The following is a 12503-nucleotide window of genomic DNA, read 5'->3' as shown; positions in this document are numbered from 1 at the left end:
CATGGCCGAAGGTTCGGAGAAGGTCACCATCAACGGCCAGCCCGCCGTGCGCAGCGGCGACCGCAGCACCTGCGATGCGACGGTGGTGTCGGCCGGGCTGATTTCCCCTGACGTGACCATTGGCGGCGGCTCGGTGGTGGTGCGCGAGATTCGCAGCGGCAAGACCCCGGGCGTGGGCCTGGCGGTCACCGCGCTGCTGATGCTCAAGGGCGGCAAGGGCAAGTTCTTCAGCAAACTGCCGTGCATGCTGGTGGGCGGCGCGGTGTCCATGGCCGCCAGCAGCGCAGCGAACGCGGCCGCCAATGCGGCCATGGGTTCGTCGAACCCGGTGCATGCCGCCACCGGGGCCAAAGTGCTGGGCGCTGACGAGGACCTGGATTTCGTCTTGCCCGGCATCCTGCCGATTGACTGGCAGCGCGTCTACAACAGCCGCGACGAACGCCGCGACAGTTTGTTCGGCGCCGGCTGGAGCGTCGCCTACGAAGTGCAGGTGGAAATCCAGCCCCACCCCGAGGGCGGCGAAACCCTGGTCTACACCGACGAACAGGGCCGGCCCATCGACATGGGCTCCATCCCGTTGGGCGGCGCGGTGTTCAGCGCCGGCGAAGGCCTGGCCGTGCGCCGCCACGTGAACGGGCAATTGCTGATCGAAAGCGAAGACGGCCTGTACCGTTTGTTCGAACCCTCGCCAGCCAACCCATCACACCTGCGCCTGAACCAACTGGGCGACCGCAACGACAACCGCATCCACCTCGACTACGACGACGCCGGACGCCTGGTACGGCTGCGCGACACCTTCGACTTGATGCACGTCGAGCTGATCCGCGCAGGCGAACGCATCACCCACATCGAGCGCCTCTACCCCGACCAAACGCGGGAGGTGCTGGTCAGCTACGCCTACGACGCGGCCAACACCCTCGCCGAAGTGCGCGACGCCAGCGGCCAGGTACAACGGCGCTTCCGCTACGACGCCGGGCAACGGATGGTCGAGCACCAGTTGCCCACCGGCCTGCACTGCTTCTACGAATGGGCCCTGATCGACGACCAGGAATGGCGCGTGGTCCGGCACTGGACCGACGAAGGCGACGCCTACCAGTTCGACTATGACCTTGAGGCCGGCACCACCCGCATCAGCGACAGCCTGCAACGCGTCAGCACCCGGCAGTGGAACAGCCAGCACCAGATCACCCACTACACCGACAACCTCGGCCAGACCTGGCTGTTCGAATGGAACGACGAACGCCAGTTGCTCAGCGCCACCGATCCACAAGGCGGCCAGTACTCATTCAGCTACGACGAAGCCGGCAACCTGCTCAGCGAAACCGACCCGTTGGGCCGCAGCGAATCCACCCTCTGGCTCGAACACTGGGCCTTGCCACTGGTGGACACCAACCCCGCCGGCCACAGCTGGAAATACCGCTACGATCAACGCGGCAACTGCACAGCGCAAACCGACCCGCTGGGCCACGTCACCCGCTACCGCCACGACGCCCACGGCCAGGTCGTGGAAATCATCGACGCCACCGGCAAAAGCAAAAAACTGCGCTGGAACCCGTTCGGCCAATTGGTGGAACACGTCGATTGTTCGGGTTACCCGACACGCTTCAGCTACGACGCCCGCGGTTATTTACAGACCATCACCGACGCCCTCGGCGAGCGCACCCAATTCAGCTACGACGCCCAGGGGCGTTTGCTCGGCAGCCAGTTGCCGGACGGCCGCACCGAACGTTACCAACGCGACACCGCCGGCCAGCTCACCGGCTACACCGACCCGGCCGGGCACACCACGCTCTACCAACACAACCGCCGCGGCCAGGTCCACCAACGCACCGACGCCCAGGGCCGGCAGGTGCAGTTTGTCTACGACAGCTTCGGCCGGCTGCAAGCGCTGACCAACGAGAATGGTGAGAGCTACCGGTTTGCCTGGGATGCAGGGGATCGGTTGGCCGAACAACAGGACCTGGACGGCAGCGCCAAACGCTACGACTACGACCGCCTCGACAACGTCGCGGCGGTGACGGCGATTCCCGCGCCTTACGGCACGGGCCTGGCGATTATTCCCGAAACACCGCCGGCGACCATCGTCCATCGCCTGGAACGCGACGCCGCGGGCCGACTGATCGCCAAAGTCACCGACGATGGCCGCACTGAATACAGTTACGACCCGCTGGACCAACTCACCGCCGTCACCTTCACCGACCTGCAGGGCAACGCCCAGACCCTGAGCTTCGCCTACGACGCCCTCGGCCAGTTGCTCGCCGAAAACAGCGCCGCCGGCAGCCTGCAACACCGCTATGACGAACTCGGCAACCGGATCCAGAGTCAACTGCCCGACGGCCGTTGGGTCAACCGCCTGTACTACGGCAGCGGCCACCTGCACCAGATCAACCTCGACGGCCAGGTCATCAGCGACTTCGAACGCGACCGCCTGCACCGCGAAGTGCTGCGCACCCAAGGCCAGATCAGCACCCGCAGCGAATACGACCGCAGCGGCCGCCTGCGCACGCGTCAACGCCGCCACAGCAGCCAACCCTCGCTGCTGCCGGCGGCGGTGCAACAACACTTCGAGTACGACCCCGCCAACAACCTGATCGGCAAACTCGACCAGCAACCCACCACGCAACAGCGCCAGCTACTGCACTACGACGCCACAGGCCGCATCATCGCCAGTCAGGACAGCCTGCACGGCCAACGCGAGACCTTCACCTACGACGCCGCCGCCAACCTGCTGGACGGCCCGGCCCCCGGCGCCGGGCTGGTGGTGCACAACAAACTGCTGACCTACCAGGACAAGCGCTACCGCTACGACGCCTTCGGCCGGATGATCGAAAAACGCAGCGCCAAACTCGGCGTGCAACACTTCACCTATGACGCCGAAAGCCGCTTGATCGAGGTGCGCAACGACGACGGCAGCGTGGTCAACATGGCCTACGACCCGCTGGGCCGGCGCATCGAAAAAACCGAACACGACAACCACGGTTACCCGCTGGGCGAAACCCGTTTCACCTGGGACGGCCTGCGCCTGTTGCAGGAACACCGCCACCAGCAAACCAGCCTCTACCTCTACGAAGACGACGGCTACGAACCCCTGGCCCGCGTCGATGGAAGCGGCCCGCTGCAAAAGATCCGCTACTACCACAACGACCTCAACGGCCTGCCGGAACAACTCACCGAAGCCGACGGGCACAACGTTTGGCAGGCCACGTATCGGGTTTGGGGCAACACGCTGGAAGAGGTGCGCGAGCCGTATTACATCGAAGAGCAGAATTTGCGGTTCCAGGGGCAGTACCTGGACCGGGAAACCGGGCTGCATTTCAATACGTTCAGGTTTTATGATCCGGATGTCGGGCGGTTTACTACGCCGGATCCGATTGGGTTGGCGGGGGGAATTAATTTCTATGCTTATGCGCCGAATCCCGCAGGGTATGCCGACCCACTAGGACTGAGCTGTACCTCGGCCAAAGGCTTTGCCAGAAAAAATACGATAACCCAGCGATGGACTGGAAAACTAACCGGGAAAAAACCTGCTGACGTCGACGGCTACCTGACATCGCGAGGATGGACCAAAACCTATCCACAAGCCGGCAGACCGGATGCGATTCAGCACGTCCAGTATGTGCGCAGTACAAAATCCGGGGCCACCTACAAGCTTGACTACCATCCAGGCGGCAGCCCTACCCAACCCAACATTCATGGCAATGATTACTGGAAGGTCTATAAAGTCAATAAATCCGGTGAAGATGTTGTATTCGGTAGGATTGGACATGGTGACTTTAAAAATTATGACCTTATAAAAGACTCACCCGTCTACGTAAACGGCACGCTAATGAACGGTGGAATTTAAATGATTGATTTTGCAGCCGACATAAAATCCAAGCATTCAATTGCGAACATCTTATTGCAAGACAATATCTCGACCTACATGAATGAGCTCTATGAGCATCATAAAGTCGAGATAAAGAGCTACACGCTACCTGACGGCGAAACAAGAACAGCGTACGTAATCGATAGTACGCTCACTCTCTCGACCCTTCCTGACGGAACAATTTTTTCAATCGGCTGCAACGCGCGATACACAGGGCTTTATCAAAACACACTTTCTACAGGGATGCGTTTTGACCAAATAAAAAAGCTGACTGAACGCCAGCGTATATTTAATGGTGTCATAATCCTCAACGAGGATTTCGGCTTCTGCTACGTCTTGCCAACACCTTATGACGAGATAGCGGACAGCATCGAAAACATACCGTCGACGCTAACGCTGGATGAAATTTACATATCCGATTTTTCTTCTTGGCTTCATAAACCGCAATAACATAAACCATCAAACTATCCCTCTGACATACACCTGGAAAGAAGCACAACCTACATACCGCAACAAGCACAAGGCCAAATACAGCAACGAATATCTACCTCGCAATACGAGACGGCAGGCTTAAAGCAATGGATGTACTCGATCTGCTCTCATACAAGCTTGAAAACTTCCTGAACGTCCGGCCGTATCCGAAGGCGTTGGGTGCTGTTTTTTACGAAGAAGACGAGCCTGCGCTGCTGACCGCTGTCGCCAGAAAACGCAATGGCGCGCCCTTCAGCGTTAGCCGCTGGCATGATTTGTTTTCCGTCAGCGCTTTCGAAAAAGCCATGTTGAAGAACGGCTTCACAGAACCCGACTGCTACGCCCTGCTGCTGGTCCTGTCGCGTTTTGGCTACCTGCTTGAAATCGACAACCGTCAACGAACCAACAAGCAGTACTTTATTTTCTTCTACCTGATCCAGCTGATCAGCTTGAAGAACAGCGCCCTGGATGCGGACGCGCACCTGAGGAACTACATGCTCAGGTTCCTGCTTTTCGAATTGAGCATTGATGACGAGGCTTATCGCCGGTTCAGCATCGAAGGCGATCAACTGATGATGGCGACCGACGGGCTGGGGTCCGTGGCTTTTCTGGATGTGATTGATCGGGTCTACAAAACGATCAAGGCCGACAGCAGGAAAGAGCATGAACTGCTCAGGACGCTGAAAACCTTTCAAACAAGCACCGTCAGATTACTCACCGAGCCCGACGAGACTCATTACCGCTTCGTGATCAATGATCGCCACAGCGAGCTTATGTACCCCGATGTATTCCTGCTCACGTACGCTCAGGACCCGAAAAAAATATTTGATGCGTTGATCGATGCGGTCAATCCGCTTCAGTCAACGGCAAACCTGTTCGTCTCCAATATGGTTGTGATGAATTACGCCTTCCACATCCTGAAAGACAAACCTCGCGACGTTCTAAAACTGAAGAAACACGTCCGCGATGAAGCGTTGTTCGGCCAATTGCTGGAGGTGATCATCCGGCGTCGGATGGGGGTCGACAAAGCGCTGTTCGAAAAAATTCCCACAGGGCAGGATCTTGCCTTGATCAACGATGAACAAACCTCGTTCTACAACATCTTGTACAGCCACGCAGGTTAAGCACAAATCCCCGTGGCGAGGGAGCTTGCTCCCGCTGGGCGGCGAAGCCGCCCCCGCTTGCCGAAAAAAATGCGCTTTGGCTTGGCCTCCCAACATTCTTTTGCTCGGCTCAGTCGCGGACATCGACTCCATGAGCTATACCAGAGTGCCATCATCGCCAAGCAAAGGGAGCCATGCGCCATGAAGGGGACCTTATTAGCTTTCATCATTATGTCTATCGCCGGCTGCGCCAACCTGAACAGCATCTACCGAACTTTTGATGTTTCTCGTGGGGAAAGCTCCCTGAGCGATATTCGACAGAGAGCCATACTGGTAGCCCCCAATGAGAACGTAACCAGAAAATACGACACCACCGGAAAGCTCGTTTCGGAGGAGCACAAAAAGAACGGGGTGTTTGTCTGTGCAGAACCCAGCCCCGATGCAATGGCCTCCCTTGCTTATGAATTGGCGGCAAAAGGGGGGTATCCAGGTAAGGCAAGCGGTGAATTGGCTTTCGCCATGCAGGATGGGGCCGCATTCACAGGCATACGCACACAAAGCATCCAGTTGCTCCGTGATTTCGGCTATCGCTTGTGTGAGAGCTACATGTCTGGCGCGATAAGCGCCGCTCAATATGACCTTCTCATGAGGCGCTTCCAAAAAAATACAGTGGCCCTTTTGGCGATCGAGCAACTGACAGGAACGGTGAAGGCCCCTCCAATAGCCCTCACCACAAGTGGGCGGGCCGAAGCGACAAAATCACTTTCCGAACAAAGAGCCGAAAGAGAAAAGGTCAGCGATAGAATTTCTGCCCTGGAAACAGAGAAGACGGCCGTAGACAAAAAAATCAGTGACGCAAAAAAAGCGGACGCCAAGGCTGATACGTCGGAAATGGATCAAACCGCATCGGACCTGGCGGAAAAAATCAAAAACCTGAAAGACGATAGAACCGTTATCGACAGCGCAATAGCCGATACAAAAGGCGTCATTGCAGACGGGGAAATAAAGGTAAAAATAGAAACCACTGGCATGGGTAGCCAACGATCAGACGCCCACATACAACAAATAGCAAAAACAGTCGAAGGGATTGTGAATAACGTTGTGCTTGCCGATGATGAACAGCAATTGTGCATGTCGGCTCTTTTATTGCCAGACCCGAATGAGGGCCAGAAAAAATTCTCGGATTGGTGCATCAAAATATTGGAAACCCAGGCTGAAGCCCGGGATGCCTCGCTGAAAAACGCAAAACTCCAGATGGAACAAGAACAAGCAATTTTGCGAAGCGGAGCCAGTCCAAAAGAAAAAGAAAAGGCAAGTAATAAACTTGCCGATCTCCAAGATACATTTGATGGTGCTGGGAAGGGCATAAGGCAATACAACGTAACCAGACCTTCCGTTGATAAATAATGCAATTAAAGAACGCCGCGTATCCATCGTTATTTACCGGCGTAGACGAAGAAACTATGAAGCGTCGGGACAGCACTGTCTCGACGCTTCTTTATTGATCGCGCTTAGCTGTTCCAGAAAAGTTAATTCATTGCTGGCAAACTGAGTACTGGATAACGCCGACCCACGATAGCCGCAACACCACCAACCCTGTGGCGAGGGAGCTTGCTCCCGCTGGGCGGCGAAGCCGCCCCAAAACAGGCTGACGCATTTCTCCGGAAAAACCGCATCAGCCGGTTTACGTCGGCTGCGCCACCCAGCGGGAGCGATCTCTGGCCACGGATCGCGTACACCCTCAGATCGAGAAGGGCCGGACTTAGGTGTGTAATGTACTGCCGTCATCGCGAGCAAGCTCGCTCCCACAGGGGATTTGCGTGAACGCAATGCCTATGAACAACTGGGAAAAAACTGTGGGAGCGAGCTTGCTCGCGATGACGACGGCACCTTCAACATCACCGGGTCAGACAAGCTCACTCCCACAGGGGAATGTCACCACCAAGACGAAACATCACTCAAGGCATCACACAACTGAGCCGCACCAATACGCCGCTGCCCCGGATCAAGCGCCAACGCCATTCGCAGCGCCGGCCAGCAACGCCTGGGCAGGTGGCGCGGTGCCTTGAGCCCGCGCTCCAACCGGGCATCGCGGGCCTCGGTGGCGGGTAACCGTCGGAACGGGTGTTGGCCGCTCGCCAGCTCATACAACACGCAAGCCACACCATAGACATCGGCACCCGCTGACAGGCGTGCACCTTCAAGCAGTTCAGGTGCCGCGTAACCTGGCGTCCAGGCGTTGAGGCGCTCACGGTTCAGGTTCGGCAGGTGCTGCGAGGGGCCTCCCTCGGCCAGGCCCAAGCCAAAATCGAACAGACGCAGGCCTTCCTCGCTCAACATGACGTTGCTCGGCTTCATGTCGCCATGCAGCACGCCACGGCTGTGGGCGTACGCCAAAGCATCGAGCAGCGGCACGGCGATCGCCTTCAGTTCAGGCCAAGGCAGCCCCAGGGGCCGTTCGCAAAGCAGTTGGTCCAGGGTCAAGCCGCGCATCAGCTCCATGGTGATGAACGCTCGCCGTTGGCCGGCATCCACCTCGAAGGTGTACGGACGCAAAATATTCGGGTGGTGCAATCGCCGCGTCAGGGCGAACTCGCTGTAGAGCAGCGCACTCCCATCGGCTGACTCATCGAATGCCTCACTGAGCATCTTCAGCGCAAGGTACGGATCGGGATCGGCGTATTGTTCGTGCAACAGGTCCCGCGCACGGTAAACCACGCCCATGCCGCCGGCCCCAAGCAAGCGTTCGAGGCGATAGCGCCCTGCGAGTATGTCCGGTACTTCGCTGGCGCTACGCGGGTTGGATTTCACAACGGGTGCCGCGTTGGCGAAGGCGAAATACGTGGGATGACCAGCCTCTTCATTCACGGTCGGATCACTACGGCCGTCAGGTTATCCCGCGCCGGGCCACGCAAGACGTCATCGAACAGCTGCTCCAACACCCTAGGTGGCGATGCCAGGGCCAAGGCATTGCCAAGGGCTTGCGCACCAAGGCCTTGGTACAGACCGTCACTGCACAGCAAAAATGTGTCGCCCGGGTGAACATCCAGCTCCAGCACCTCCAACGTCAGTTCTGCTGCGGCGCCCACCGCGCGCGTCAATGCCTTGGCCGCAGGATGGGCACCGGCTTCATCGCGGCTGATGTGTTGCGTGTCGATCAGTTGCTGTTGCAGTGAGTGATCCTTGGTCAATTGGTACAACCGACGACCGCGCCACAGGTAACAACGGCTGTCGCCCGCCCAGATGCAGACCCCACGGTTCCCTTCCAGCAACAGCGCCACCACCGTGCTGCCGGTAATGCCGGGATGATCTTCGGTGACGGTAAGCTCCTGGCTCAACCGGCGGTTGGTCCAGCGCAGGCATTGGCGCACCGCTTTCGAACGTTCATCCAAGTCCTGGTACAAGGGCAGTGCCGTCAGGTTGGCAACGATCAACTGGCTGGCGATGTCGCCGCCCGAATGGCCGCCCATGCCATCGGCGACCGCCCACACTCCCTGTCGCGGGCAGTCGAGAAAAGCGTCCTCGTTACGTGCCCGGGTCTTGCCAGGGTCCGTGCGCGCGGCGCTGCGCCAGAGGCCGGGCTCCTGTTTCAAAGCTGCACCGGCAGGCGAAATGTGCGCAGCACGCTCATGTCGAAAGGGTTCGGCGTGCGCTGGCTCGTCAGTAAGTAATTGGCGCGCAGGCCACCCAGGTCCGCCTTCAATACACGGACATCGCGCCCGGTCAGGTATTCGCTCTGCATCAGGTCGAACAAACGAAACAGCGACCACGGCCCGGTATTCTTCTCAATGCCGACGCCACGACCGATCATTTTATCCAGCACCAGGGCGGTCCGACCGTTCTGCGCGTCGGTTGGCCAGGTAAATGCCACCGGCAGGATCGGACCGTGGCGGTACTCAAGCGTCTGGTCGCCAAAGCGGAATTCAGCACGGCTCACCGCCGGATCCAGGGTGTACGGTTCAAGCTTGAACTGCACTTGCGGCTCGGTCGGGTTTTCGGCGAAAAAGCTCCGGCGGATGGTATGCGCTGTCGCCATCTGATCAAGATAGACCCGAGACATCGGCAAGCTCTGGCCGTCGATACTACGCAAGCGATAGTGTCCCGCAGGGCCACTGACGAAGGGCTGCATGTAATGTTCGAAGAATCGATCGACGATGCCCTGCTCCTTGAAAAACTCCCGGAAGTCGTTGAGCGCGACGTCGCTGGCACTGTGGGCGCTGAACGGATACCGCTTGTTGATCGCCTTGCCGTAAAAACTGTACAGCTCGCTTTGATAACGCTGGTTCAGGTAGCGGTACGAGTCGTTGAGCACCAAGCGCCAGCTATCCTCGGCCAGCACGTTGAACCATGCCTTGACCGGACGCGGAAGCCGAGCAGAGGCGTCGCGCAGGCTGCTCAGCGCATCGCGCTGCCCGCCCATGCGGTGCCTGGCCAGTTCGAACGCCGCTTGTTCCGGTGCACTGGCCCGAGCCAGGTTCGCCAGTTGCAATTGCACCTCATCAAGGGCCCGCAAGGCCTGGAGCAGATCAGCCGTGGGGCCGCCATCCCTATCCAGAAGACGATGCAGCGGTTCGAAACGCCGTCGCAGGGATTTTTGCGCGGTGTCCGGCAGATGCTCGGTCAGAGACGCAGCGGTTTTCCCAGCTACGGCGACGAGCTTTGTCACGGCTTGTCCACCCTTCCCGACCGCTGGCGCCAGATCGTCGAGCTGCTCGGCGCCCCCCTGGAGTCGAGTGTTCTCGCGCACTTGTACCAGCAGCCGCAGAATCGGCGAATGTGCCGAGGTCAGGCCCGCGAGTTGCTCGGCGCCCTCACCCGGATGGCTGATGGTTTGCAGGCCAACCTGACCGACGGCTTCGCTCCAGTGGTCGGCATAATCACGAAAATACAGCTGTTCCAGTTCGACCATCAGGCGCCGCATGTCCATGCCGCTGAGGCCATCGCCTTCACCCAATACCCAGTTGTCCCGCAGCAATTCGGTGACCAGGGCCACGCCCTGGACCGAAAAGTAGCGTTCGTAACCCTGGCGGGTGTAGAAACCGGGGATCATACGGTCGGTGCCAACCAGCAGCGCACCTTGTGAACCCAGGTGTTGGCTGAGTCGGTAGAGCGGCAGATGATTGGCCTGTTCGTGCAGCATCCTGTACACCACGGCGGCCAAGGACTCACGGCGAAGCGCCTCCCGAGCCTGGGCCACCAGCGGCTCGTTGAGCTCATGGATGAAGGGCAGCTCCAACAGGCGCGCGAAGTGGGCATTCAAGCGCTCTTGTCGCGCCGTGTTGCCGGGGTAACGAAGCGATTCGTCGTTGGCCACCCGATCCTTGAGCCAGGCGATATCGCGACGCTCTTTGAGGCCCAGCATCAAGTACGCACGCAGGCTGTTGAGCAGTTGCTCGCGGTCAGCCCGGCTGTTGCGGACATGTTCTTCCAGCCTCTGCGCAATCTTCGGTAGCAGTTGCGCCTGAAGCTCACGCTCGTAAGCGTCGATCACCGCAGCCTTGATCGCTTCCCCCTGATACAAGCCGACACGCTCATGCAACGGCACCGCACTGTAGGGTGGGAAAACCCGAGTGGCCTCCAAACGCGTATCCAGTGATTCAAGCAGCGCGCTCCAGTCATCAGCGTTCATCTGGGTCGATTGCTGCTGGTCCCAGCGTTGCGCCAGCGTACGCAAGCTGTCCAGGCGCTCGTGGTTGGTTGAAAAACCCTTCGCCCACAACAACCCGCACAGACCAACGACTGCCAGCGCTCCAAGGTATAGGGCCCGCTGCCTCCAATGGATACGGCGGCGTTCGCGTTGAACGAGGTCGCTCAAATCAGCTTCCGGAAAGATCACCCGGCTGAGCAAGTGATGAATGAACCGCGAGCACCGGCCAGGTGCGGTATGGCTGACTCCCAACCCCGCGTAGCCAGGTTCGGCGGTCGGGGTTGCCGTGCGGTCCAGCGACGATGCGCAGGTCAAATAGAAACCACGCAACGTTCCGACGTTACCGCCGAACACCTGTTCGACCAGCAGGCACAGGCTGGTGCCGAGCTGGCCAAGGTGATGAGGGAAATCAAGCATACGGCTACGGCGTAGCGTGTCGCGCTCCTGATGCATGCGCATGATCATTTGGCTATTGAGCCGCTGCAGCAGCGCCTCGAACTCGGCACGTAACACGGTGATGTCACTGCCGCGTGGGTCCCGGCTGAAACTCGCCCCCAGCACCTGGTCGTTTTCCTCACGCGTCAGCGAATCAAAGAACTCATCGAAACCGGGCACGCTGTCCGCTTTGCTCAAGACCAGGTAAATCGGGACATCGATGTGCAGTCGCTGTTGCAGCTCCTGCAGGCGACCACGAATCTGACGGGCCAGCGTGGTCACTTCGTCCTCACTGCCCCGCAACAGCAACTCGGCCGGCACCGTCACCAGTACACCGCCCAACGGACGACTGCGGCGACGCTTGCGCAACAGTTCGAGCAATACGGCCCAGCCACGGCCGTCGACCTCACTGTCCGCCTGAGTCAGGTAGCGCCCGGCGGTATCGACCAGCACGGCGTGCTCGGCAAAATACCAATCGCAATACCGAGTGCCAGATGCGTCGCTGACAGGGCTGCGATCTAGCCTGTTGAGAGGAAACTCCAGGCCCGAGCACTCCAGCAGACGGGTCTTGCCGCTGGCAGGCGGGCCTATCAGCAGGTACCAGGGCAAATCGCTGCGACCGGCATAAAGGTTCGAGGACCTTGACCTGGTCAAGGCTCGCTTGAAGCGCGAGCGCACTTCGCGCCGCTCATCGTCGATCCTGGCTTGGTACAGGGCGCGAGCCTGGTCGGGGACGTTTTGTTGGGCGTTGGTGTTGGAAGCGGCGCGCTCATTGACGAAAACCATGCCCAGGCCCCAGCCCAGCGCCAGCACGCTGGCGGTCAGCAATCGCGCCGTCGGACTCGCCCAGAACTTGTAGTCATTGACGGCCACGAATGGCCCGGCGAACCACACCAACAGCGTGACACCTAGCACCAGCAGCAGCGTCCAAACCCAGGTCTGGCGCACCCAGGCGCCGGCTTTCCTGAAAAGCAATTTCATG

General features: G+C 59.2%; 7 protein-coding genes. 4 read left to right on the top strand and 3 right to left on the bottom strand.

The window, feature by feature from the left end; all coding sequences use genetic code 11:
* The 4 genes from J4E53_RS03790 to J4E53_RS03775 all read left to right on the top strand — a co-directional run.
* Positions 1-3844: RHS repeat-associated core domain-containing protein (locus J4E53_RS03790; protein WP_259333212.1), on the top strand; the 3844-nt coding region annotated here is incomplete at its 5' end.
* Positions 3845-4315, top strand: a complete 471-nt coding sequence (locus J4E53_RS03785; protein ID WP_060740009.1) for a hypothetical protein — start codon at positions 3845-3847, stop codon at positions 4313-4315.
* Between the two features lie 128 nt (positions 4316-4443).
* Positions 4444-5460, top strand: a complete 1017-nt coding sequence (locus J4E53_RS03780) for a hypothetical protein (RefSeq protein WP_103309085.1) — start codon at positions 4444-4446, stop codon at positions 5458-5460.
* Between the two features lie 180 nt (positions 5461-5640).
* Positions 5641-6846 (top strand): hypothetical protein, encoded by a 1206-nt coding sequence (locus tag J4E53_RS03775; RefSeq protein ID WP_103309083.1) that lies wholly within the window; start codon positions 5641-5643, stop codon positions 6844-6846.
* Between the two features lie 528 nt (positions 6847-7374).
* Here J4E53_RS03775 and J4E53_RS03770 read toward each other — a convergent pair.
* From J4E53_RS03770 to tssM, 3 genes are read right to left on the bottom strand one after another with little or no spacing between them, the layout of a single operon-like run.
* The gene (locus J4E53_RS03770) at positions 7375-8307 is read right to left on the bottom strand and encodes a serine/threonine-protein kinase (protein ID WP_103309080.1); all 933 of its coding nucleotides are present in this window, start codon (positions 8305-8307) and stop codon (positions 7375-7377) included.
* A complete protein-coding gene (locus tag J4E53_RS03765) occupies positions 8304-9032 on the bottom strand; it encodes a PP2C family serine/threonine-protein phosphatase (RefSeq protein WP_103309078.1) in 729 nt (242 codons plus the stop codon). The genes J4E53_RS03770 and J4E53_RS03765 overlap by 4 nt, the downstream gene beginning before the upstream one ends.
* Entirely contained in the window at positions 9029-12502 is a 3474-nt protein-coding gene (gene tssM / locus J4E53_RS03760) for a type VI secretion system membrane subunit TssM (RefSeq protein WP_103309077.1), read from the bottom strand. Before tssM ends, J4E53_RS03765 begins: the two co-directional genes overlap by 4 nt.
* Position 12503: the final 1 nt, after the last annotated feature.

The organism is Pseudomonas sp. FW305-28, from assembly GCF_017351395.1.
GTDB lineage: Bacteria > Pseudomonadota > Gammaproteobacteria > Pseudomonadales > Pseudomonadaceae > Aquipseudomonas > Aquipseudomonas fluorescens_AA.
Note: the sequence above shows the minus strand (reverse complement) of the source record. Positions and strands in the feature narration are given on the sequence as shown.